Source organism: Methanohalophilus portucalensis, assembly GCF_002761295.1.
Taxonomy (GTDB): Archaea; Halobacteriota; Methanosarcinia; order Methanosarcinales; family Methanosarcinaceae; genus Methanohalophilus; species Methanohalophilus portucalensis.
The window spans coordinates 231,020-253,718 of sequence record NZ_CP017881.1 but is presented as its reverse complement, the minus strand read 5'-3'; the positions used below and the strand labels follow the sequence as shown (position 1 = coordinate 253,718).

General features: G+C 42.4%; 24 protein-coding genes and 1 pseudogene. 4 read left to right on the top strand and 21 right to left on the bottom strand.

Features of this window, described 5'->3' with window-relative positions; translation table 11 throughout:
* Positions 1–10: 10 nt before the first annotated feature.
* From mtbC to BKM01_RS01375, 8 genes and pseudogenes are all read right to left on the bottom strand, one after another.
* Positions 11–622: a dimethylamine corrinoid protein MtbC gene (mtbC, locus tag BKM01_RS01405; RefSeq protein WP_084006322.1), complete on the bottom strand. Its 612-nt coding sequence runs from the start codon at positions 620–622 to the stop codon at positions 11–13.
* A 162-nt stretch (positions 623–784) separates the two neighbouring features.
* A complete protein-coding gene (locus tag BKM01_RS10865; RefSeq protein ID WP_169922772.1) occupies positions 785–922 on the bottom strand; it encodes a hypothetical protein in 138 nt (45 codons plus the stop codon).
* Between the two features lie 13 nt (positions 923–935).
* Positions 936–1,229, bottom strand: coding sequence for a hypothetical protein (locus tag BKM01_RS01400; protein ID WP_072360526.1), 294 nt, complete (start codon positions 1,227–1,229; stop codon positions 936–938).
* Positions 1,230–1,250: 21 nt separating this feature from the next.
* On the bottom strand, positions 1,251–2,237 hold the full coding sequence (locus BKM01_RS01395) for an EamA family transporter (RefSeq protein ID WP_072360827.1): 987 nt from the start codon (positions 2,235–2,237) through the stop codon (positions 1,251–1,253).
* A gap of 179 nt (positions 2,238–2,416) precedes the next feature.
* Positions 2,417–3,067, bottom strand: a complete 651-nt coding sequence (locus tag BKM01_RS01390; RefSeq protein ID WP_072360528.1) for a cobalamin B12-binding domain-containing protein — start codon at positions 3,065–3,067, stop codon at positions 2,417–2,419.
* 33 nt (positions 3,068–3,100) lie between these two features.
* Positions 3,101–4,591, bottom strand: a pseudogene (gene mttB, locus BKM01_RS01385) ([trimethylamine--corrinoid protein] Co-methyltransferase).
* Between the two features lie 678 nt (positions 4,592–5,269).
* The gene (locus tag BKM01_RS01380; RefSeq protein WP_072360533.1) at positions 5,270–6,895 is read right to left on the bottom strand and encodes a methylamine methyltransferase corrinoid protein reductive activase; all 1,626 of its coding nucleotides are present in this window, start codon (positions 6,893–6,895) and stop codon (positions 5,270–5,272) included.
* A 127-nt stretch (positions 6,896–7,022) separates the two neighbouring features.
* Positions 7,023–7,607: a hypothetical protein gene (locus tag BKM01_RS01375; protein WP_072360534.1), complete on the bottom strand. Its 585-nt coding sequence runs from the start codon at positions 7,605–7,607 to the stop codon at positions 7,023–7,025.
* 214 nt (positions 7,608–7,821) lie between these two features.
* On the opposite strand from BKM01_RS01375, the gene BKM01_RS01370 reads away from it, so the two are divergent.
* Positions 7,822–8,151 (top strand): DUF6951 family protein, encoded by a 330-nt coding sequence (locus BKM01_RS01370; RefSeq protein WP_072360536.1) that lies wholly within the window; start codon positions 7,822–7,824, stop codon positions 8,149–8,151.
* 45 nt (positions 8,152–8,196) lie between these two features.
* Positions 8,197–8,418 (top strand): histone family protein, encoded by a 222-nt coding sequence (locus BKM01_RS01365; protein WP_072360539.1) that lies wholly within the window; start codon positions 8,197–8,199, stop codon positions 8,416–8,418.
* 3 nt (positions 8,419–8,421) lie between these two features.
* On the opposite strand, the gene BKM01_RS01360 is transcribed toward BKM01_RS01365, so the two are convergent.
* From BKM01_RS01360 to mmcA, 10 genes are all read right to left on the bottom strand, one after another.
* Positions 8,422–8,928: a COG2426 family protein gene (locus BKM01_RS01360; protein ID WP_072360541.1), complete on the bottom strand. Its 507-nt coding sequence runs from the start codon at positions 8,926–8,928 to the stop codon at positions 8,422–8,424.
* Between the two features lie 9 nt (positions 8,929–8,937).
* Entirely contained in the window at positions 8,938–9,894 is a 957-nt protein-coding gene (locus BKM01_RS01355; RefSeq protein WP_072360543.1) for a replication factor C small subunit, read from the bottom strand.
* Between the two features lie 100 nt (positions 9,895–9,994).
* Positions 9,995–10,336: a DUF4870 domain-containing protein gene (locus tag BKM01_RS01350; protein WP_072360545.1), complete on the bottom strand. Its 342-nt coding sequence runs from the start codon at positions 10,334–10,336 to the stop codon at positions 9,995–9,997.
* Positions 10,337–10,340: 4 nt separating this feature from the next.
* On the bottom strand, positions 10,341–11,138 hold the full coding sequence (locus BKM01_RS01345) for a Fe-S cluster domain-containing protein (protein ID WP_072360547.1): 798 nt from the start codon (positions 11,136–11,138) through the stop codon (positions 10,341–10,343).
* On the bottom strand, positions 11,135–11,728 hold the full coding sequence (rnfA, locus tag BKM01_RS01340) for an Rnf electron transport complex subunit RnfA (protein ID WP_072360549.1): 594 nt from the start codon (positions 11,726–11,728) through the stop codon (positions 11,135–11,137). Before rnfA ends, BKM01_RS01345 begins: the two co-directional genes overlap by 4 nt.
* A complete protein-coding gene (gene rnfE, locus BKM01_RS01335) occupies positions 11,725–12,342 on the bottom strand; it encodes an Rnf electron transport complex subunit RnfE (protein ID WP_099816281.1) in 618 nt (205 codons plus the stop codon). The genes rnfA and rnfE overlap by 4 nt, the downstream gene beginning before the upstream one ends.
* Before the next feature lie 13 nt (positions 12,343–12,355).
* Complete coding sequence (rnfG, locus tag BKM01_RS01330; RefSeq protein WP_072360553.1) at positions 12,356–12,904, bottom strand: Rnf electron transport complex subunit RnfG; 549 nt, start codon at positions 12,902–12,904, stop codon at positions 12,356–12,358.
* Complete coding sequence (gene rnfD / locus BKM01_RS01325; protein ID WP_072360555.1) at positions 12,897–13,820, bottom strand: Rnf electron transport complex subunit RnfD; 924 nt, start codon at positions 13,818–13,820, stop codon at positions 12,897–12,899. The genes rnfG and rnfD overlap by 8 nt, the downstream gene beginning before the upstream one ends.
* A 1-nt stretch (position 13,821) precedes the next feature.
* The gene (rnfC, locus tag BKM01_RS01320; protein WP_072360557.1) at positions 13,822–15,177 is read right to left on the bottom strand and encodes an Rnf electron transport complex subunit RnfC; all 1,356 of its coding nucleotides are present in this window, start codon (positions 15,175–15,177) and stop codon (positions 13,822–13,824) included.
* Positions 15,178–15,191: 14 nt separating this feature from the next.
* The gene (gene mmcA, locus BKM01_RS01315) at positions 15,192–16,754 is read right to left on the bottom strand and encodes a methanogenesis multiheme c-type cytochrome (protein ID WP_072360559.1); all 1,563 of its coding nucleotides are present in this window, start codon (positions 16,752–16,754) and stop codon (positions 15,192–15,194) included.
* Between the two features lie 254 nt (positions 16,755–17,008).
* Here mmcA and BKM01_RS01310 point away from each other — a divergent pair, with 254 nt between their 5' ends.
* Positions 17,009–18,031 carry an FAD:protein FMN transferase gene (locus BKM01_RS01310; RefSeq protein WP_072360561.1) on the top strand — a complete coding sequence of 341 codons (1,023 nt, stop codon included), beginning with the start codon at positions 17,009–17,011 and terminating at the stop codon, positions 18,029–18,031.
* Here BKM01_RS01310 and thpR read toward each other — a convergent pair.
* Positions 18,021–18,566 (bottom strand): RNA 2',3'-cyclic phosphodiesterase, encoded by a 546-nt coding sequence (gene thpR / locus BKM01_RS01305; protein ID WP_072360563.1) that lies wholly within the window; start codon positions 18,564–18,566, stop codon positions 18,021–18,023. The genes BKM01_RS01310 and thpR overlap by 11 nt on opposite strands.
* A 134-nt stretch (positions 18,567–18,700) precedes the next feature.
* Between thpR and BKM01_RS01300 the strand changes: the two genes are divergently transcribed.
* The gene (locus BKM01_RS01300) at positions 18,701–19,570 is read left to right on the top strand and encodes a DNA integrity scanning protein DisA nucleotide-binding domain protein (protein ID WP_072360564.1); all 870 of its coding nucleotides are present in this window, start codon (positions 18,701–18,703) and stop codon (positions 19,568–19,570) included.
* Here the strand turns inward: BKM01_RS01300 and BKM01_RS01295 are convergent, their stop codons facing one another.
* Both BKM01_RS01295 and rqcH read right to left on the bottom strand, forming a co-directional pair.
* Positions 19,571–20,620, bottom strand: a complete 1,050-nt coding sequence (locus BKM01_RS01295) for an mRNA surveillance protein pelota (protein WP_072360566.1) — start codon at positions 20,618–20,620, stop codon at positions 19,571–19,573. It abuts the gene before it with no gap.
* A gap of 11 nt (positions 20,621–20,631) precedes the next feature.
* On the bottom strand, positions 20,632–22,620 hold the full coding sequence (gene rqcH, locus BKM01_RS01290) for a ribosome rescue protein RqcH (RefSeq protein WP_072360568.1): 1,989 nt from the start codon (positions 22,618–22,620) through the stop codon (positions 20,632–20,634).
* Between the last annotated feature and the right edge of the window lie 79 nt (positions 22,621–22,699).

Here is a 22,699-nt window from a genome sequence, read left to right as displayed (position 1 = left end):
AATAATCACCTTATAAGAGAAGCTCTTTTGCTTTGCTGACAGCTTCAGTTGCATTTTCTGCATAGCAGTCTGCACCGATCTTTTTGGCCCATGCATTGGTTGCAGGTGCGCCACCTACCATGACTTTTACCTTGTCACGGAGACCTTCTTCTTCAAGGGCTTCGATTACTTCCTTCTGGCCCTGGAGAGTGGTGGTCATAAGTGCGGAAATGCCAACCATGTTTGCGTCTGTTTCCTTGATCTTGGCAATGAAATCTGCTACAGGTGCATCACGACCGATGTCATAGACTTCGAATCCTGATGTCTGGAGCATGGTGGATACAATAGCCTTACCGATGTCATGGACATCGCCCTCTACTGTACCATTGACAATTACAGCAGCAGCTTTTTCGGATGCTTCAGGCATATCATCTTTAAGTTCGTCCACACCGGCCTGCATGGCTTCTGCAGCCATCATGACGTGTGGAAGGAATAACTTACCCCTTTCAAAAAGGGTACCGACTTCATTCATACCTGCTGCAAGACCGTTCTCAATGATTTCTGGAGCCTCGAGTTCACCACGGGCTTTTTCGACAGCAGCAAGAACCTGATCTTTCTTGCAACTTACAATAGCGTCAGACAATTCTTTGTATAATTCTTCTTTTGTCGTTGTTACAACCTCCTTAAAAAGTTCTATAGTGAAACTATAGAAAAAACACAATCAGCGATGGATATTGGCATGTGAACACCCACCTGCCAACTCCATCAACTGCTTAATATCTATATATATTTTACGTTTTAAAGTTTAGAAATTCGATACCCAAGTCCTTGCCTGCCAGATTGCCAAAAAGGCAATAAGCAGTACAACAAACAACCATACATATTCCCCTGCAGGGACATATGAAGATTCAAAGAATGCTGTATATGCTTCCATTTGTGTCATTTACAAAGCCTCCTTAGATTGCGTACATACATGCATCGGAAAGTCTGGCTTTTCCAGCTTCAGTGATTACATACTTGTGCAGAAGGAAACCCTTCTTGTAAACACCTTCATCATCGACCTTGAGATCGACTTCCTTGATGAAAGCTACTGCTGCCAGTTCAATCAGGTCCATGTTCAACGTGTCGCGAGAGAAGTCACTCTGAAAACCAAAGTCCTGCATTGCCTGCTTGATGACATCATAATTCCAGTATTCATTGCCATCCTGCATGAGTTCCATCAACCTAATTTTTCGTGGTAAGTTAGACATTCTTGATACCTCCTGATCACTTTAGTTCCTTAGTGTTTCGAGTTCCAGACTCTCTTCGGAGAACATTATGAAACTACCAACAATACAGAGAGCACCACCAACCAGCACAGTCCACTGTGGTACGTCACCGAAGAACAAAATTGTGGAAATCACAGCAAACATACCGTACAGGTTTGCAATACCCTGACCACGTCCGACACCGATAAGTGGGAAGGACTTATACCAGGACACATAACAGAATCCGAAAGTGATTCCTGCAAATACGAACATTAGTATTGTCCAAGGCTGGAATACCTGGAATGCATATGTGAAGACCGGGTAACCCATGATTGCGAGCAAAGGCAACGCAATGATTATCCAGATGGCAAGTTCCGCGATGAATCTCAGGTGAAGACCGACATCGGCATTTGCAACGTCAAGACCCTTGTCAGCAACAGCACCTTCAATACCCCATCCGGTTGCAGCCATCAGTCCGCCGAGATATCCAATCCAGCCAACACTTCCTGCCTGGAGTTCAGTAATTACACCGCCACCAAAGATGGTTATACCACCGGCGATGATAACAATAATACCCATTGCTGCCCTCTTACTGATCTTCTCACCATGCCATACATTGGCAAGTGCGGCACCAATAACAGGATAAAGCAATGCGGCAACCGCTGCAAAAGCTCCTCCGACAAATCCCATTGCCATAAAGGAACCAAGAATTGCAACCGGTCCACCAAATACAGATGCAAATAAGAACCACTTGGAACAGGGGTGGAAAGACTTGGCTGTCCTTATCATTTCACCATAATTACCAAGCACACCATTCCATACGAATAGCGCAAGTACAACTGTAACAGCATTTAATGCAGTAATCAATACTGCAGTAACTATCAATGCCATACTGTCGCCGCTTGTTGAAGCGACTTCAGTGTACATTTCAACGAAGGGTGCAAGACCCCATACGACGGTACCTGGTATATACCAGAGACCCCAAAGTACAGCACAGAAAAGTGCCCACATATATCCAAAGCGGATACGTCTTCCATGTTCTGCTTGTCTTAATGCTTGTAGATCTACCAAACAAACTCCTCCAGTTCATTTACAAATATTTATAGTTGATATAGCAAATATATATAGATATTAAAGAGGTTATAAATTTGTGGGTGTATTAAACAATACACCCACGCACATCAACGGAATTATTCCATTGCTGCCTTGCATTTGACGACTACGTCAGATGCGTTCTCTCCATAGATGTCTGCGCCAATTTTGTCAGCCCAGTCCTGGGTTACAGGAGCTCCTCCTACCATGGTTTTGACACCATCACGTACACCAGCTTCCTTGAGCTGTTCTTCAATCTGTGTCTGAAGGACCATGGTGGTGGTCATCAGAGCAGAGGAACCAATGATGTCTGGGTTGTTTTCTTTAACAGCGGTAACGTAGTCAGCGATTGGTACATCTCTTCCGAGATCGATTACATTGAAACCAGCGATCTTGAGCATGGTTGCAACGATATCCTTACCGATGGTGTGAATGTCACCTTCTACAGTACCAATTGCTATTGTACCTTTGTCTTCGGATTTTGCGCTGAGTTTCTCAAGTTCGGGGGTGAGAACTTCAACACCTGCACTCATTGCTTCGGATGCAGCAATGACGTGTGGAAGGAAAAGGGTACCCTGCTCGAACTGGTCACCAATCTCATTCATTCCGGCAGTGAAGCCGTCCTGAATGAGTGCAACCGGGTCAAGTCCTGCAGCGATACATTCTTCTGCAACTTCTACAACTGCTTCGTCATCAAAATCCATAACTGCAGCTTTTCCTTTTTCTTGTAACTCTTCCTGTGTAGCCATTTTTATTCTCCTAAAAATTAAATTGAAATTAAATTACATTGCGTTCCTGACATCTTCGTCTGCCCTGTCCATGACAGCTTTCATGTCTTTCATGATGTCAGCATCGATTGGTTTGACTTCGTGGTTCTTCATGACGTCAACAACCTTTTCATGAGCAACGGTTGCAAGATCCTTGGAACCTGCTGCTGCCCAGTCACCGAACATATCCCTGTTAATGAGTTTTGGATCGGAGACTCTGTCGATGTAGTTCCTGGTCTGCTTGTGTGCAAGGAAGTTCTTACCTACTCCAACCTTCTGGATAGATTCTACACCAAGGGTCAGTTCGTCAACAGGAATTCCACGCATTGCAGACTTGGTCATCTCGATGATATCGTTGTCGAATACGAGCTGCTCAAGGGAGAATGTCATACCGAGTTCAAGCATACCTGCACCATAGAGGGTGTTACATCCTGAAAGCGCTGGAAGCAGGGTAGTCATTGTCTTTTCGTGACCTGCCTGGCCATCTGGGATCTTGGCATCTGCCTAGGTACCTGCAACAAAGGATGGAAGACCGTAGTACTGTGCAAGCTTACCAACTGCCCCACTGATCAAACCGAGCTCTGGTGCACCTACTGGAGCTGTACCTCTCTTCAGGTCGAAGGTTGTGGTAGAACTACCGTAGAGACATTTTGCACCTGGAACAGTGAGCTGTGCAAGGACAATACCTGCGAGAACTTCTGCGTTGTGTGTAACGAGGGTTCCTGCACGGAATACAGGGGAAGAACCTCCGGACATTGCCATACTCAGGACGTTCAATGGGAGACCATAGCGTGCACCCTTAATGATGACCTGGCATGCGTTTACACTGAGTTCAAGTGGGCTGGTTGGGCAGAGAAGCATGGACATAGTAGGCCTCTTACGTGCCATTTCTTCGTCGCCACCATAGTATGCAACAACCATGTCTCTGTAGTACTCCACACTTTCTTCGACAGGGTCGATGTGGTGGAAGTGCTTTGAGGTGTTGGTCATTGGTGTGAATGTTTCGTGGACATCCTGTGCACCCTTACCTGCCCAGTCTCTGGCAGATACTGCAAGGGAGTAGTAGTCAATGTTGTCAGCCCAGTCACAGAGTTTGGCAGTGTTTGCGACGTCTTCCTCGACGGAATCGACAGTCTTGTACTTGCCTGGTGCTTCATAGTTGCACATCTTGACACCGGTACCAAAGCAGGTCCAGTTGACCTTACCTTTGTGTGACTGCTTTACATCTTTCTTCTTATCACGTGCATTGAGATAGAAACTGGATGGACAGTCACGAAGAGACCTGTTTACAAGGAATTCAGGGATCTTTACGATCTGGGACTTTTCGTCGACGTCACAGCCGGCTTCCTTGAAGATCTGTCTTGCTTCAGCATCAGAAACCTGGATACCCGGGTTCTGGAAGACTTCCATTGTAGCGGAATGGATCATCCTTAAATCCTCTTCAGAGAAGAGGTTAAGTTCAACGCCATTCAGAGGGCGTGCACCTGGATAGTAGTGTTCTTTCATTTCCTTTCACTCCTATATTTATTCATATTTCATATTATAGTGGATTGATACCACCAGCACAGGTTTATATCGGACCAGGAGATGGGTGATCCGCATCCCATGCAATTTTTTAGCCAACAAATTACGGGAAGGAAAACCAACCCTTATTCATTGGCAAACTTACAACCTCCATAAATAAACATAACAAACTTTGCCGAATATCCGTCAAATTTGTAGTGCTGTAAGTTCCATCTCCATTACTAGCTGTCATAATCTGATTTTTAATACGCCCATATATATTTGTCGGTGAATAGCAGACCAGGACGTCACCGCTAATTATCACAAAAGGGAAAGAATAGTAGATATTAATCGATTCGTGATCTAGAAATCAACTAAAAATCAATTCTATTTGTCATCGGTCCAATGTTATCAATGTTGAATTATCGATGATAATGGGCACCGTTTATATCAAATCAATTTTGCAACAAAATTACATTACAAAAACAAGGCAATTTGCTCCAAAGCCCTCAATAACACACAAGTATTATCCAACATATTAATATTGATTGTAAAGACAACGTTGTTTCTAAATATCAATATAGAGTAACAATAGGAATACAGAATTATAAGTGACACAAACGGAAATTATAAATAAGAAGAAAAGCGCGCTCCACACGCGCCCGCTAAAAAATAGAGATATCAGATTGTTTTGATATCAATGTCTATGTAATGAATTGCGTCCACCGGACAAATTGCAACACAGCGATGGCAGGAAGTTCCAAGGCATTTTTCACTATCATAATGCACATATTTCTTACCGCCTTCTTCCAGCGCTATAATAGCATCTTCAGGGCATTCCTCTTCACACTTACGGCAAAGAATGCAATCCGGAGCCTCCTCTTCTATTACGATACCCAGATTTTTCACAACTTCAAGGCCTTCTTTGCCTACTTCATCAATATCCTTTATGACCCTTTTTTCAATTACAGGATCCTTATAAGGCTCAGGTAATGTTGGAAGACCATACATTTCAAGCATCTGATTGTATGTTTCAATGGGCATTCCCTGTGTCCAGTAGGAAAGTTCACAAACATAGAAGTTCGAGAACGTTTTGCTTTCTGCCATCATCAAATGATCGGCCTTTATTCTGTTGGCTACTTCCTTAACATTCTCAAGACGACCTCCATCAAATACAAGTTCCCTTGCAAGGGAGATTGAAGTGTTACCAAATTGCACTATTGATTTGGAAAAGTTTGGGCAGGAACCCAGTATTCTGGCTTTGTCCGCATCAATATATGCACCTGTTGCACCGGACATATACATATAATCAAGGTCTTCATAGGCAAGACCTGCTTCAACAAGTAAAGTCAGGTGTGCAGCACGTATCGCACCGATAGCTTTGCCTGCTTCTTCAATATCCCTGTCATAAATTTCCACACCATCAGCCAGGATAATTTTACCGTTGGGTAGATTTGGAAGTTTCTTGATTAATCCAGTATCCAGGGCAACAGAAATTGACGCAATTACACCCGTACCGGTAATACCTTTTGCAATCAGGTCACTGGCTTCTTTTATGTCACCGGTAGTCGGGTCAATCAGATGGGCTTTACGGGGAGACATATCTTCATCCAAAATCGTAATTCTCCAATAATCACCCTCAGGATTTACGTCGGATATTGCACCGGGACTTGCAAGCATACCACAGGATATACCCTGGCCCTCAATTGCAGGACCTGCAGCTGCACTGCCAGTAATAATCTTTTCCCCTATTTTAAGTGCCATTTCTGCATTTGTACCATAATCCGTTACAAGAGAAGGTCTTTCCTGTTCATAGAAATCGGTCATAATCATCATTGCCAGTGCATCGGCACCAATTTCATGTTTGATTGCGGGAGGGACTATGATTTCGCAATTTGGAAGGGGAATCACACCATCAAATATCTCTGAGGCATCGAAAACCCGGGCATCACGCACCACATTTTCGACACCAAGCTTTTTTTGTTTGTTTTTACCTGCATAAGCCAGGTCGCGGATCTCAATGTTCTGGAAAATTGAAAGCTGTATAGGATTTCCACATATAGCAATACGTCTGATATCTGCCGGGTCAACATCAAATCTTTCGATTATTTTCTTTACCGTATCCATCATTATTTCATGTGAAATATCGGGACCTACCTGAATAGAAAAATCCAGATGATCCATCACATTTCCGCCCGGCAGTGGATGGCGCATTGTAATAGCAGTCTTTAAAACATCCTTCGTATCAAGATCAATCAATTGTGCCCGAAAACCACTTGTTCCCAAATCTAGAGCAATACCATACATTTTATACACCTCTATTAATAAAGAAAGTAATGCATAAAGAAGATAAAATCCGAAGGTATATAAGGTTTTGTGAAGTAATCACAAAACCACACTGTTACATAATAATTAAATTGCTATAAGCTGTAAATCAGCTTTTGTTCTCAAAATCAAATCCCAGTAGGAATGTACCGCTCCCACATTCGTTCTTCTCACACATCCTTTCTTTAATGTATTCATCAGTAGGAGGTGAGGGGGAAGCCAGAATTGCATCACTAACGCCTTCAATACAGCCTACAGGTTCACATTCTTTGGGCGGGAGGACAACTACAAGCGGTTCCTTGCTGCTATTGGCCTCCATAAGGATCCCCTTGTCATAAATGATAATATTTCCTATTACAAGAGAATCGGCACACTTTTCCACTTCTTTAATCCTTTCGGCATCCTCAGTGTCTTCACCCACTTTTTTATCTTTATGCTTTAAGATTACATTTGGGCCACAAGGCCATTCATAGTCCATATCCGTAAGGAAAGACACAAGTACATCCATATCAAGTACTTTTTTCACGCCCTGATTATCACCTCTGCCCAGACCCATTAAAGTCATCTGGTCAGCCTTTTCCTCCATTTTCCTTATGGTTTCCCTGTCATCTGAAGAAAGTAGTGTTGTAGCACCTACACCTTTTACCTGACCCAGTTTTTCAAGAACCTGTTCAATTATTTTATCTCTATCCAATTTGTATCCCTCATAAAAGAATGATTAAGTCATTTTAATGAACTGCTAATAATCTCTTTCTTTTGGATATTTAAGGATGTCGAATTATTCCCGGAGAAAAACTATAGCTACGAACATAATCACAGTGGTTTTGTGAGATGTGTGCATAACTGTTATATAAGACCAGCAAATATAATTATCAGATAGAAACACCTATCTTAAAAGGAGTGAAAATATGACAGAAGTTACTGTAAACTCAAGAATCTGCGGTTACAAACATAAAATTAACGCAGAAAAAGAAGGTAAAAAGATTAACGTTGATATTACCAGTGATTGCAAAAAAATACAGGAAATGTCAAAGATGGAAGTACCCAGAATGGAAATTTTTGACATCCGGGACAACCACATCACCAAAAAGGCACAGGAAGCACACACATGTCCGACCTGTATCGTACCTAGTGGAGCAATTCATGCCTGCCATCTTGAATCAGGATTTATTTCCAAAACACTGGCAAAAGAATCAGGTAGCGTCAGTATCGACTTTGATGAAGAAATTGATGATTAAAACAAAAAATACATTAATCACCCGATAAAGGAGACATAAGAAAGAATGACAATAATACCAGTTGCACCGGTTGGAAGAGTTATCAGAGAAGCAGGTGCAGAGAGAATTAGTGAAAATGCAAGTGCAGAGCTTGCCAGGATACTGGAAGAATATGGCATAAAAATATCGAATGAAGCCATTGCTCTTGCCAGGCACGCAGGAAGGAAAACCGTTAAAGAAGAAGATATAAAAATGGCAGTTGATATTGCACGCAAGACACGTGACTAAAGTTTAAACTACAAGATCCATAACACTAATCCCCACCAGTGTGGATATGGTAACTATAAAACCGGCAATCATGACCCCTGCAAGAATGGCAATAAGAGAGTGTCTGAATTTTATTCCAAAAACAAAAGCTGCTGCACAGCCGGTCCATGCACCGGTAATCGGAAGCGGGATGGCCACAAACATTACCAGTGCCATGGTTCCGTATTTTTCAAATCTCTCCGAATGGTTACGATGGGTGCGTGCAAAAAGCCACCCAAAAAACCTGTCTAAAATGTAAAAACGCCTGAGCCGGGATGAAACCGGCTCAAGAAACAATAAAAGAGGCACCACTGGAAGCATATTACCAAAAACAGCCAGAAAATATGCTTCCAGAGGAGACATATTGTATAAACCTATAGCTATTGGGATTGCACCCCTGAGCTCGGCTACCGGCAAAGCAGCCATTACGATGGTAGCAAGCCAGGAAGGAACAGAACCCAGTAAATCGACAAGATGGTCACCAAAAAGCATTCAATAACCTTATTCCTCACCTTCAATGGAGAGATGAGCAAGTAAAGCATCCAGCTGGATGCGCTCGTCTGCCCCCTCAGTTATCCTGAAATCGATTTCACCCAGCACATCAACAATTGAGACAAGTTTCCGGGCAGGCATGTCAATGTCAAAGAGTGACCTGTAAACCTGACCTACAACATCCTCCCCCGACAAACCTCTTAAAACCATTAAATCTTCAAGCTTTTTGCGAGATGAAATAAAGTTGCCTCCAAGAGCACTTTCCAAAAGGGCTTTTATTTCTTCAGGATGGGCCGTGGCAGTAATCCGATAAATACTGTCCGCATGGATACTTGAATCAAACATTGAAGCAGCCTGGACGGCATTTATTGCTTTGCGCATATCCCCTTCTGCAACATATTTGATAGCTTCGATACCATCATCTGCAATATCCAGACCTTCCTTTTCTGCTATATGCCGACAACGTTTACCTATTGCATCATCGGAAAGAGGACGGAACCTGTAAACAGCACATCTGGATTGTATTGGCTCAATGATCTTGGAAGAATAGTTACATGAGAGAATAAATCTGCAATTGTTCGTATAGCGTTCCATAGTACGTCTCAATGCAGACTGAGCATCGGGTGTGAGAGCATCAGCCTCATCAAGAAAGATTATCTTAAAATCCGCTCCACCAATCGGAGAAGTTTTTGCAAAATTCTTTATCTTGGTCCTGACCACATCAATACCACGCTCATCCGAGGCATTCAGTTCAGTGAAATTTTCCCGCCAATCATCCCCAAAGAGTTCTCTGGCAATTGATACGGCAGTAGCTGTTTTTCCTACACCGGGCGGACCTGAAAAAAGCAAGTGTGGAAGATTATTGGTTTTTATATAGGATCGTAATCTTTCAATTGTATCTGATTGTCCCACCACATCTTCAAGCCTGTAGGGCCTGTATTTTTCAATCCATATTTCTTCTTTCATAGCTATCCTCCAGATACGGGGAGCAAGGGAGGTAAGAATAAGAGTTAATTAGAATTTAAATTTTCGCAAAACATGACAGGAGATGAAGCCAGAAGTGACTTCATCTATAAATCTTTTCATAGGCAAGTTTTCCTGAAAAAGGCAGCCTGAACTTTGCACCCCTCCATGCCATAATTACAAGGACAAGTGTCAGGAAAAGGGAAAAGAATCCTCCAATATCAGCAAGTATCCAGCCTACATATGGAATCCAGGCAATGAGATAGATAGCTACAGAAAGAGGCAAAAATGTTAGTATAGACTGCAATGCATGGAATTGTACAAACCTGTTTTCCCTTTCTATGAGAAGGAATATAAGACCTGTGATCCAGAAACCTAGATAACAAAGCACAGCTTCAACGTTTTCATCCAATCCGGTAACCGTTGAATAACCAAGACGACTCATCAAATCACCTCATTTCAATACAGCCCTGAGGGCACTTTTCCACACACTTACCACAGGATATACATTTTTCCTGATCGATCTCTGCAAGGAATTTGGTTACATGTACTGCATCTACAGGACATGCTTTCTCACAAAGTTTGCAACCAATACAACCGTTTTCACATACCGCTTTTACAGTCTTTCCTTTGTCATGGGACATGCAAACTACATGCACCTTTTCTGACTCCTTTGCAAATACAAGGATGTCGTTGGGACATGATGAAATACAAATACCGCAGCTTGTACACAAATTCTTGTTAATTTTGGGCAAACGGTCATCACCAATATGAATAGCATCAAAGGGACAAACCCTGACACAGGTCCCCCGCCCCATACATCCGTAGTTACAACCCTTTTCACCTTCAGAAAGCATCATCACGGCTTTACAGTCTTCAATACCTTCATAATTGAACCTGTCGATACAATGGATACCCCCATTGCAACGAACATAGGGGTATTCTGCTTCAGCATCAGAAACTTCCTGTCCCAAAATCCCGCCGATTTCTTTGGCTACATCAAAACCACCTACCGGACATCCAGTAAGAGGAGCATTATCTTCCACCACATGTTCAGCAAAGTCAGAACATCCGGCATATCCACATGCACCACAGTTTATACCTGGCAAAATTTCAGTTACTTCTTCTACAAGAGGGTTTACATCCACTTTGAATTTCTTGGAAGCAACAATCAACATAATACCAATAGCAAGACCCAAACCTCCCAGAGTTGCCATAGATTGGATGAGAATTGTTGTAAGGTTCATATAGGTATCACCTTGAAGTAGTTAATAAACGCCATTGAGAGGAAGGCAGCGATAATAAATGCCTGAGGCAAACCTCTCATTGCAGCAGGGACAGGTACTAAAGAGGTTCTTTCTCTTATACTTGACATCATCACCATTACTATAGTATAACCTACACCTGCCGAAATTCCAAATACAATACTTTCCAGGAAAGAATATTCATTCATTACATTAAGTAATACTACACCTAACACAGCACAATTTGTTGTTATAAGAGGGAGATAAATACCAAGTGACCTGTAAAGGGAAGGTATATTTTTCCTCACAACAAATTCAACAAGCTGTACAAGTGAAGCGATCACCACAATGAAACTGATGAGTCTTAAAAAGGTAAGACCCAATGGATCAAGAATAAACGTATAAATTCCGTAAGAAATTATTGAAGCCATTGTCATGACAAAAATAACGGCTCCCGACATACCTGCAGCACCTTTAGTGTCTTTTGTGACACCAAGGAAGGAACAAAGCCCAAGGAACTGTATAATAAGGAAGTTCTTAATAAAAGCTCCTTCTAAAAAAATGGCAAATAAAGCTTTTTCTACCAATTTCATTCACCTCTTGCAAGTTTTTTTGCGCGTCTGTGATTTATAAGTGCCATAATTATACCTATTGTAAGGAATGCACCTGGAGGCAAGATCATGTAAGCAGCAGGCTCCACCATAGGCAGTGCAATAAGCATTTGGCCGAAAACAACAATTTGACCGGTGCCCAAAAGTTCCCGGGTACCACCTATGAGTACCAATGCAAAAAGGAAACCTGCTGAGATACCAAGTGCATCTATCAAAGAATATGGAACTGTATTCTTATTTGCATAAGCTTCTGCCCGCCCGATGATTACACAGTTTACAACAATCAAGGGAATAAAAACACCCAATGCTTCGTACAAAGGCGGTGTATAGGCCTCCATCACCATTTCGACAATAGATACAAAGGTGGCAATGATCAAAATAAATATAGGCAGCCTTACAGTGGAAGGAATTTGTTTTCTAAGAGCTGAAACCATCAGGTTAGCAGAAATCAAAACAAAAGCAGTCGCTGCAGACATTCCTATTGCATTTTCTACAGAAGTAGTTACCGCCAGTGCAGGACACAAGCCCAACACAAGAGCAAATACTGGATTGTCTTTTGTAATTCCACGAATGAACTCGTTGAATGCTTTACTCATAGATATCACCTGATTAAGTTTCATGCTCCTTGATTTCATCAATTTTTGAATTCAATGCATCCACCACAGCATGAGATGAAGTCGTTGCGCCGGTAATAGCATCTATAGAACCCCCGTTTTGCGAAAGTTGAAGATCTTCAACAGCTAAGCCGGAAAATTTGTTTTTAAATTTATCCTCAGTGATTTTTGCACCCAAGCCTGGTGTTTCAGAATGACCCATTACCTCCATACCAGTAATCGTATTAAAGGAAGAATCAATACCACCAGCTAATTCAACTGGTCCATTATAGCCGTTTTCCTCACTAAAGAAAGCATAACCTACCAAGTTACCAGAGGAATCAAATGCTCTGTAATAAAGTATTTGCTCTCCACTATAAACGGGTTCAAAGTCTGAAGCAGAAGGTACTACCTCTTTCATAGCTTCTTCTTGTGCTTCTATCTTATTAATTTCAAGTTGTTCCTGTGTGGGCACGTAGGTAAGGCCAAGCATTAAAGAGGCAACCAGACAAACCAATACAAGTTTGCCGATAATTACTGCAACATCTCTTCCTGATTCAGTCATCAGTCTTCACCCCAAGCCTTTCAATCGGGATTTTTTCCATTATTTTCCTATATTTACGTTGGAGGAAGGATTCCTCTGCAAAAGAACCCGGCAAAGTAGAAGTATCAATAAATGCCGTTACACAATTGGCCAGAAATATACTATAAAAAACTGCAAATATATAATTTGCAAAATGGCCATAAATTACAGTTAAAACACCGCAAAGTATACCGTAGATAATCCTACCATTTTTAGTCACCGGTGACGAAGGTGAATCTGTAGCAAGGAAGAATACGCCAAAAACAAATGCACCTGTTACCACATGCCCTATTTCATCCCCTACGAGAAAAGCAAGCACAAGAGTTGTAAGCACATAGAAAGCCGGAATCTTCCATTCAATATACCTTTTTAAAATCAGATATAAACCACCTATCAAAGCAACCGGTGATACACCAATAAGCAACCCTGCCCCGTTTTCAAGAAATATGTCAGAAATACCTCCCAGCTCAGGGAAGGATACGGGATACATATAGGATGAATAAGCCAGAATTAGAAAAACCCAGGCAACCAGCACGGGATTGAATATATATGAACCAATCCCTCCAAAAGCATGTTTTCCAATGGCCACTGCGAAAAAGGAACCCACAATAGGTATCCATATCGGTGCTTCAGCCGGCAACATAAGAGCTAGCATCAACCCTATAAGAACAGCCTGCCCGTCCATTATTGTGATATCTTTATTGAAGGCCTTCTCTATTACCAGTTCCGTGACTATTGCCATACCGATTCCGGCAAGGATAAGAGCAAGTGCATATAGTCCGAAGAAATAAATTGAAACAACACTTACAGGTAAAAGAGCCAGAATCTTGATCCAGGTTATTTTTTTGAATGTTGTATCTTGCTTGATATGAGGAGGGGGCGATATTGTAAAAGTCATTTTATTCACTTCCGCATGAACATCCTAATTTAATATTTGATGATTCCTTTTCAGAAAAATCTTCATCGGCTCTTGCAATTGCTTCCTTGGAGTACTGGATGAGTTGCATTACATGAATCTTACTGGGACAAACAGAAGAACATCTTCCGCATTCTATACAGTTCTCTATATGCATCTGTCTACACTCATCAAAACGACCCTGATTGGAAAGAGCTGCTATCCTGTTTGGAATAAGATCTACAGGACACACATCCACACAACGGGCACAATGGATACAATCCTTTGAGATATCCTTTAGTACTTCATCTTTGCCCTGAACTATAATCGAGGTGGTCATTTTAGTAACCGGGACTTCTTCCTCATACTGTGCAACTCCTGTGATTACTCCATTTGAAATCAGTTTCGCAGGTTCACCACTATAACCCCCACAGGCTTCGATGACATCTCTGAAAGTAGTACCTATTTTTACCAGTAGATGCTGAGGATTATTCACCTGACCGGACACATTAACCACTGTTTCTATATATGGCATTCCGGTATTGACCAGGTCATGAATGGCTTTTGCGGATTTTACCCCACATATGGCAACTCCTGCATTGGCCGGAGTGCAACGGAAAGGCACCTTCCTACCTGTAACATTATAAGTAAAATATTCAAAAATATTCTTGCCGTATATCTTGTCCTGTGAAGCTACAATGATATCAGTATTCTGGTCATTGAAATAATAACCAACCCTTCTTTTACCGAGAAGAGGAGCCACCATTATAGTTTTACCTTCATAATCCAGGCCATCAAAAGCATCGATTGAATCTTTATCATCATTTCTCAGAACAATGGCCCCCCGGCTGGCACCGGCAGCTTTCATCAACAAACGGAGTGAATCAAGCATCTGTGATGCATATTCCAGGGGAGTTTCATAGTTATGACCGACCCATTCCGATGCGGTGGCATTGATCAGAACTGTATCGATATCACAATCAGGAGGATTTAATACCAGGTGAGTGGGAGTACCGTAATTTTCCACGATACCTGCCTCTTTGATAGCCGAGATTAATTGCTCCTTACCGGAATCTTTGAAAGGAGTGAAATCTTCACATTCTGTTTCTTCTATGGGCTGTATAACTACGCTGTTTATCCTGTTGCCGGATGGATGTGAACTTTCCTCAACTGAAACCACTTCCCCACAGACACTGGAATGGATTGCAGCACATTTTTCAGAAGGACATTCACCTATCTTCTGGCCAACCTTAACAACTTCTCCTTTGCTTACAAGTGGTTCGCAAATATCCCCATTGTGCTGCTTGAGAGGAATAATCATTTTTTCAGGGATTGTTTCCATTACATTAATTTCTGCCATTTGATACCAGCTCCTTAGAATGCAGGCTCCCTTTCTACCTCAGGTGGCTTTGCCCCGGGTATTGTAATATCTATGGTCTTTGCGGAGAAATTGGTAGGAGGATCGGTTTCTGCAGGATCACTGTCATATCCAAGGGCTGCCCAATCAATCACAGGCTGCACTTCATGACAGGTCTGGCAATCCGGCCTTTCCTCAAAGTGGACTTGCTGAAGGGTTTCCGAAGCAGAGACCCCATGGCAATCATCGCACATAAGGGGCTCTTCCATTCCGGTTTCAGAGCCTGCAATGTTATGTCCCAGCTTATAGTGAAGATCAATCTGCCTTAGGACAGCATTCGGATAATCCGGTGTACCGTCACTGTCCCCATCATAAGCCTGCATTTCCTCAGAAGTTACCGTTCCATCACCATTGGAATCAGCTGCCTTTACCTCGGATGTAGGTATTGGATCACCCATTGAAGCACTTGTATGCGGATTGGCAAGGACATCGGCATCCTGACCTGCATCCCACCAGCTACCTGTTACCACATTGAAAGAAGCTAGTTTGACATCACTGTCATTCTTGCTGTCGGGCAAATTGAGTTTACCTTCCTGCACACCATTTGTCCAGGCAAGTTGTGGAGCAAAGTCTTCCATTCTGTAAGAATCCACACGTTCACCCGAAGACCAGTTAAAAGACTTAAGTGGAGTACCTCCGGGCAATTCGCCACCCGGCAGGGCTGGAATATGACACGACTGGCATTCCAGGAATTCCAGGTGAGCATCTGCAACTGGGCCGTGGGAAATTCCCTCATGACAGTCTGCATCCTCACAACTTTTCATGGTAGCCAATTCTCCGTGAACAGACATCTCTTCTGTGGTTTCTGGTCCATGAACTTCGCTTCCGGCAATGTTGTGTTCTTCCGTAGTGTGGCATTCCACACAGTTGACTTCAGCATGCACATCGTATTCTTCATAGTCCTCTGAAGCCCACATCACAGCAGTTGTTGGTACATCCTTTTCATGGCAACTGTCTATACATGAGGTCTTAGTAGGCCCTGCATTCACAGCATCATGAAAAGCAATGAGTATTGGCAGAGGTGTTACCACATCCAGGGTATAAGTAGCCACATGTAGAGGGTCCTGCTGAACCACAGGAATGGCATCTTCCAAAGCAGCATCGTTGGCAGCGGAAAAATTCCCTGATTCAAATGCCATAGCTCTCTTTTCAGCATCATATAAGCCATATTGTTCATGGCAGCTCATACAATCGATATCAACGCCATATTCTTCCAGTTCACCCCCGCCCGGATGATATCGACCATATTCTTTCACCCACTGTTCTTCTCCCTGGATATCAGCATGATAATTGGTTAGGGGTTCCCACTGGGCTATATCCCTCTGTACATGAGAGGATTCGGCAACTTCTTCATACACACCCATATGACAGCCACCACAACTTGAGTCTGTCCATTCTCCATCTGTCATATAGTGATGTGCAAGAAGATCGTTTCCACTGTATCCCAAATACAGGTTTATCCCTGCTAATACAAGGACGATAAATGAAACCGCAACGAGACTTGCTTTCAAACTTGCCATAAAGATCACACATTATAATTTTGCAACTTCTTCAGATACTGGTCATAATACCAATCGAGCCATTCAGGCAACAATATATTCCTTCTATATAACCTGCTTTCGCATCCAACATCCACCATTGTGGAGAGCATACAACCATAAAGCAGGAATGATTACATAATCGTGATTTGTTATTATTAAAGCAGAACTGACCAATTGAATATATTTATAGATTTCGAATTAAGTTTAAAATAAAACACCTCATTTCCCTTCGCATGAACCCGAAATACCTGTTGATTCTTACATTAATAATCATTATAACTGTTGGGTTTGCATACGTGCAATCTACCTCAGATGATAATTCTGAAGAATACCGTACATATAGCCAGACAAGAATGCTGATGGACACAAGTGTCACAATAACGGTTGTGGACAACAATAAAGTACATGCATATAACAGCATTGAAAATGCTTTTATGAAAATGGAAAGGGCATCCAATTTGCTTGATTCTTATAACAACAGCAGTGAAATCTACATCCTCAATGAGAACAAGGATATAGAAAATGCCAGTGATGAACTAATATACGTAATTGAACGTGGAATTTATTATTCACAGATCAGTGATGGGGCATTTGACATAACTGTAAAACCTGTACTGGACCTGTGGGCAAGCAAATTCGGACCCGATAAACCTAATATTCCCCCGACAGAGAACGAAATAAACAACACACTTCCCCTCGTAAATTCCTCAAATATAACTATAAATGACAACACAATAATTATTGGAAATAATATGGGAATCGTTCTTGGAGGAATTGCCAAGGGATATGCTGTAGACAGGGCCATAATAAGCCTGCAGGAAAACGGAATTGAAGACGGATTTGTCAATGCTGGTGGAGACGGACGATATATAGGAGAAAAACCCGATGGACAGGAATGGTCTATCGGGCTTCAGGACCCGGATAAAAAAGCAAAGCCAATAACAATAATCAATGCCCGCAACATAGCTGTTGCGACCAGTGGCAACTACGAACGCTACTACAACAAATCCGCCAGCGTATCACACATCGCAGATCCTCGCACAGGCTACCCGGTTTCAAACCTGATCAGTGCAACGATAATAGCTCCTACAGCCATAGAAGCAGATGCACTTGCAACTACTGTTTTTGTGATGGAAGAAGAAAAGGGGCTTGAAATGATAGAAAAACTTGAAGGAGTGGAGTGCCTCCTTATAAACAGTGAGAAAGAGATCACCAGGTCAAGCGGGTTTGATAAATACGAACTACTTAAAGATTGAACTCCCGGAGGGTTTCATATACAGGCCCTTCTGGAGTCAATATACTTTTTTTTAGCCTGAAATTGTCAACCGTAAATTTCCCGAATTCGACATCCTCTGTTCTCTTAACTATACTGGCAAACTGATTCATGTTGGAGCGAGGAATGTGTCTTATTCGTGCAATAGTTGCATGAGCAGTAAATTCACGCGCATCAGGTTCAAAACCTTCTTTTTCAAGGTAGCATTCAACCTGCTTATGCAAAGGGTCAAAATTACCTTCAATACCAAGCCACAATACACGCGGTTTTTTGACGCTGGGAAATACCCCCACCCCTTTTATAAGGCATATGAAAGGCTCACAGGAAATATTTTCAAGTGATTGTTCTATATCCGCAATTTTGCCTTCATCAACTTCGCCTAGGAATTTCAAGGTAACATGAACCAATTCCGCAGGGACAATTTTCATCTTTCCCATTTCCTTGAAATTTTCCTGTACTTCTATTACTATCTGCGTAAAATCCACAGGAAACTCCACAGCAACAAATGTCCTTACCAAACCAAATCACCATATTGAAATTAATGGTATTCTTTAATAGAATAACGACACAGGATACTAAACCTTATTTTATTATATAGACAAAAATTAATAGTAGCAAAAATATAATCTGAATAAAAGAAAACGGGGATGAAATGGACACCGCTGACATACTTGTAAAATCCGCACTTGAAACTGCAACACAAATTAAAGCCTCTGCAATAATCGTATCAGGAGATGTTGACAGGAATTTATTTGGTTGTGACCTGCCCGTCTACTTTGCTGCTAATCCATCAAGAAATGCTGTCGAAAGCCTGATACCTCTTGACGAAGAAGAAGGAAGGTTAAAACAAATTGTCAACCAGATCCAGAGAGATGCCGCGGTTTCCATAGAAGATGTAGAAAATGCAGCAGCTATTGAACAGGCAATCGGGAATATTAAAAAAGGAAAGGTTGTAGGACTGATAATTACAGATGATTCAGGTGCTGTGATTATCCATAATATTTCAGGGAATCCACTATTAAAAGCTCTGGAAAAATTTGAACAGAGAGTCTCCCCTGAAATAATAAGAGCAGTTCTTAAAATTGCTCTGGAAATTGCTTCCACAGGCAGGGAAGGCAGTCCCGTAGGTACAGCTTTTATAATCGGTGATCTTGAAGAAGTGATGCAGCGCTCCCACCAGATGATCCTCAACCCTTATTCAGGCCATCCTGAGGATGAAAGGAACATCTTAAAGAAAAACAATCGGGAATCGATTAAAGAATTTGCTCTGCTTGATGGTGTTTTTATAATATCTAAAGAAGGAGTAGTGCATGCCGCAGGTCGTTACCTGGATGTTGATGCAAAGGACATAGGGATAAATAAGGGACTGGGAGGCAGACATGTATCAGCAGCTGCGATCACTCGGGACACCGTGGCAGTTGCAATAACTGTTTCAGAAAGTGGCGGAACAGTACGGATGTTCATGGATGGCAAGGAAATGGCCTCTATAGAGTGCAACGACAGGGCCATCCGTAAACACTGATCACACCTTAAATCTCAGGAGTGCGGCAATTCCACCAAGCGCTTCCAGTTTTTGCCCTGGTTCAAATTCGGTACTGAAAACCACAAGTTTACCCTGGGAATACTCCACATTCCGAATGAAAGAGTCAATTCCTCCACCTTCGCCTTTCTCCCTTTCATGCAGCAGGAATTCATCGGAAATGAGAAGCGTTTCAATTGAACCGTAATTGTTGGCCCGCTTAACTTCCTCCACCCCATAGACAACTTTGCCATCCATAGCTATTTCCTTTAGCAGGGCCTCCATGAGGGATGCTTCCCGGGCTATACGTGATTGCTCCATAATCCTATCAACCGCACCTCTGCGCAGCACTTCCTGGAAACCAGATGTGCCTATCGAAGAAGTGTCCTCCACGATAATACCTGCCGCAAGCTCAGGGTCATTTGATTCAACATATTTGAGAAAATCATCCTTGGTAAAGCCGGGTCCTGCAACCACGACAGACTGAGAATCTGAAACCACATATTTAAGCTTGTCAAGAATCTCATTGAAAAAGACCTCTCTTAAAGTGCCTTCCCCTTTACCCGAAGACTGGCATATATGGGCATAGGATTCCACACCATAGTGGCGCACAAGCCCGATGTCGGCATCCCCTTCCTCGACTGCAACAATTATTACGCCCGGTTTTTTCGAGGATGCCTCTGCCTCATTGATCCTTTCAATCTGGTCTTTTTTCCAGCGCTTTATAATGGAAATATCAACCCCGTCCTCGACATTCAGGGTATGATAAGAACCGGCATCCATTCCGTGCTCAATTGGACCATGAATCCTGAGACGGTTGGAAAACTTATGGAATTCCAGGTTTTCGACCCTGATACCAAGCCGCACAGTCTTCTTCTCGGTTTTTTCAGGGCGTATCTTATCGTTTGCAGAATCGGATTTGCGTTTGGTCAAGGCAAATATAAGATCCCCTCTTTCGATTATGTACTTAAGATGCCAGAGGTCATCCAGGGTCTCCGGTACTACGGTGATCTCCCCTTCATTTCCTTTCAGGTTTTTTTTGGTAACTCTCATACAATCACGATTCACTTTTTGATGTCTGATTCGCCCGGGGGCAGTACATTGGCAATCTTGTCAGGAGATGCTATCTGTTTTACAAAATGTACATCCTTTAACCTTTCTACATATATACGGTATATTTTCTTTGCTATATCGTTCTGGTTGAATTTGCCGGGTGTCAGTTCTACAACATGTTCACCCCGCACTTTCACAGCCGAGACAGGACCACCGATTGCCCGGGTCTCGGGTTTGAGTTCCAGACCCACCGCAGCCCTGACAGGCACATCCCGGTAATAATTACGCTCACCACGGATTATAAAGGAACCTTTCTTGAGGTACTCCCCGGATTCCGGTGTCTTTGTGACCTGTTCAGGATATATCCAGTAGCAATCCCCGCTAAACTGTCCCCCCTTCCAGATACTTGAGAATGAAACCACAAACTCCGCTGCTTCCTGCAAAGTTGTGTCGGGAATGTACTTTCCCCCTGTCTTGACAACCGTAATCGGGGCACCTGGTGCCTGAGTATGGAATACGAGATCCCGTTTTTCCATGTACTTCTTTACAAGTTCCTCATTGGTTGTGGCATCCCTGCCACCTACCACAAGGAAACCATCAGAAGAAAAGAACCATCTGAAACGTTCATACCAGTGTTTCTTGTGCACTACCTTGAAATGCTTTTTAGGTGCAGCTTTTTTCTTTTGCATTGCCTTTTTCGTATCTTCGATTGCAGCAAGAGCACCTTTACGCTTCTTTTCCAGTTTCTTGGCTTTCTCATAATAGCGCATGGCATTCTGGGGGACTGTCAGCCGTACATCAATATTCATCTTCTTGCCGTCAAGGTCCAGCATTACAAGACCCTGTGAACCATCGATATTTACTATTTTTTTAGCCGCAGGCAATGCGTCCTTTGCATCCGAGATTATTGACTGGATTTCTTTCCATGAATAATCTTTTTCACGGGCATCAAGCAGTGTTTGTAGTAATTGCTCAATGTCCTGATAGTGTTCATATATCTTCTCGGCAATGGAGGTGTTTTTCTCTATATCTTTCTCAAATTTCTTAATGGCACCCTCTTGTTGTTTGAGCCTGCGCTGGAAAACATCTTCTGTTTTTTCTTTCACAGTGGCTTCCTTTTTTTGTTCCAGGGATTTTGCAGCTCTTTTGCCAAAGAAATCATCCAGTGCCTTGTTGAATGAATCATAGTAATTCTTTTCAAAATCCGAATATTTTTCAAGATCAAAGGGCACTACATCAAAAGTTTCTTTTGAGTCCGGTTTGCTGACCGTACAGGGGTTTAACTCCCCCTTTTCCAGAGGGGAGAAAAGGAAACCTATTGCTTCAATCAATTTAGAGGCGACCTGCGGATTAACTTCCGAAGCAGGAAGGGTTTTATCTATACCACTTCGCAGACAGACTTCTTCTGAGAGGATGCCTCCCAGATTAAAACGCGTTGCCAGGGTTCGTACTACATCCGAATCGGAATGGGAAAACACTTCACATAACTGATCCTCATTCACATCAAGAGGTGTTAACTGCGCTTCAGGGTACTGGTAGATCTCACCGCTTCTGATACGTCTGCCCTTAAAAGTAACAGGGTTCATAGGCAGAATGATTTTTCTATCGCAGTCAAGCAATATTATATTGCCCTGTCCAAATATCTCTACGACAAGAACGGTCTCATCGTCTCCTCTTTTTATACCAATCTCAATAATACGGTCAAAATCATATTGCCTGAAATAAGTTATACGCCCACCCATTATATGTTTACGTAAAAGCATAGGAAAGGATTGCGGGTTTTTAGGGCTGGGAGGAATATATTCACTAAGGTGCAATCTGCTTCCGGCCTCAATTAAAAGATTGGCCTTACCTTTCTTAAAAATATAGAGGTGGATACGCAGTAGGCTCTCACCGGGCTGATAAATCTTGCCGATCTTGGAGTCGACCAGGGAATCCTCCCCTGTGCCAAGTTCCGTTGCCAGTGCTGCCACATCCGCACTTGTCATCTCTTCTTTCATAAACTGTACTAATTGGGGAAGGGGCTATAAAGTTTTGTGCAATAGATTAATATCCCCGATAAAAATTAGAGACGGAGAA

Excerpts from the sequence above, each read along its gene's own strand:
- BKM01_RS01390 (WP_072360528.1), bottom strand. The coding sequence starts at position 3,067 with ATGGCTACACAGGAAGAGTTACAAGAAAAAGGAAAAGCTGCAGTTATG.
- BKM01_RS10865 (WP_169922772.1), bottom strand. The coding sequence starts at position 922 with ATGACACAAATGGAAGCATATACAGCATTCTTTGAATCTTCATATGTC.
- rnfG (WP_072360553.1), bottom strand. The coding sequence starts at position 12,904 with ATGACTGAATCAGGAAGAGATGTTGCAGTAATTATCGGCAAACTTGTA.
- BKM01_RS01295 (WP_072360566.1), bottom strand. The coding sequence starts at position 20,620 with ATGAGAGTTACCAAAAAAAACCTGAAAGGAAATGAAGGGGAGATCACC.
- BKM01_RS01380 (WP_072360533.1), bottom strand. The coding sequence starts at position 6,895 with ATGTATGGTATTGCTCTAGATTTGGGAACAAGTGGTTTTCGGGCACAA.
- BKM01_RS01395 (WP_072360827.1), bottom strand. The coding sequence starts at position 2,237 with ATGTGGGCACTTTTCTGTGCTGTACTTTGGGGTCTCTGGTATATACCA.
- BKM01_RS01350 (WP_072360545.1), bottom strand. The coding sequence starts at position 10,336 with ATGAGTCGTCTTGGTTATTCAACGGTTACCGGATTGGATGAAAACGTT.
- rnfA (WP_072360549.1), bottom strand. The coding sequence starts at position 11,728 with ATGAAATTGGTAGAAAAAGCTTTATTTGCCATTTTTTTAGAAGGAGCT.
- rnfE (WP_099816281.1), bottom strand. The coding sequence starts at position 12,342 with ATGAGTAAAGCATTCAACGAGTTCATTCGTGGAATTACAAAAGACAAT.
- BKM01_RS01360 (WP_072360541.1), bottom strand. The coding sequence starts at position 8,928 with ATGCTTTTTGGTGACCATCTTGTCGATTTACTGGGTTCTGTTCCTTCC.
- BKM01_RS01370 (WP_072360536.1), top strand. The coding sequence starts at position 7,822 with ATGACAGAAGTTACTGTAAACTCAAGAATCTGCGGTTACAAACATAAA.
- BKM01_RS01365 (WP_072360539.1), top strand. The coding sequence starts at position 8,197 with ATGACAATAATACCAGTTGCACCGGTTGGAAGAGTTATCAGAGAAGCA.
- BKM01_RS01355 (WP_072360543.1), bottom strand. The coding sequence starts at position 9,894 with ATGAAAGAAGAAATATGGATTGAAAAATACAGGCCCTACAGGCTTGAA.
- BKM01_RS01300 (WP_072360564.1), top strand. The coding sequence starts at position 18,701 with ATGGACACCGCTGACATACTTGTAAAATCCGCACTTGAAACTGCAACA.
- mmcA (WP_072360559.1), bottom strand. The coding sequence starts at position 16,754 with ATGGCAAGTTTGAAAGCAAGTCTCGTTGCGGTTTCATTTATCGTCCTT.
- rnfD (WP_072360555.1), bottom strand. The coding sequence starts at position 13,820 with ATGACTTTTACAATATCGCCCCCTCCTCATATCAAGCAAGATACAACA.
- rnfC (WP_072360557.1), bottom strand. The coding sequence starts at position 15,177 with ATGGCAGAAATTAATGTAATGGAAACAATCCCTGAAAAAATGATTATT.
- BKM01_RS01310 (WP_072360561.1), top strand. The coding sequence starts at position 17,009 with ATGAACCCGAAATACCTGTTGATTCTTACATTAATAATCATTATAACT.
- BKM01_RS01345 (WP_072360547.1), bottom strand. The coding sequence starts at position 11,138 with ATGAACCTTACAACAATTCTCATCCAATCTATGGCAACTCTGGGAGGT.
- rqcH (WP_072360568.1), bottom strand. The coding sequence starts at position 22,620 with ATGAAAGAAGAGATGACAAGTGCGGATGTGGCAGCACTGGCAACGGAA.
- BKM01_RS01400 (WP_072360526.1), bottom strand. The coding sequence starts at position 1,229 with ATGTCTAACTTACCACGAAAAATTAGGTTGATGGAACTCATGCAGGAT.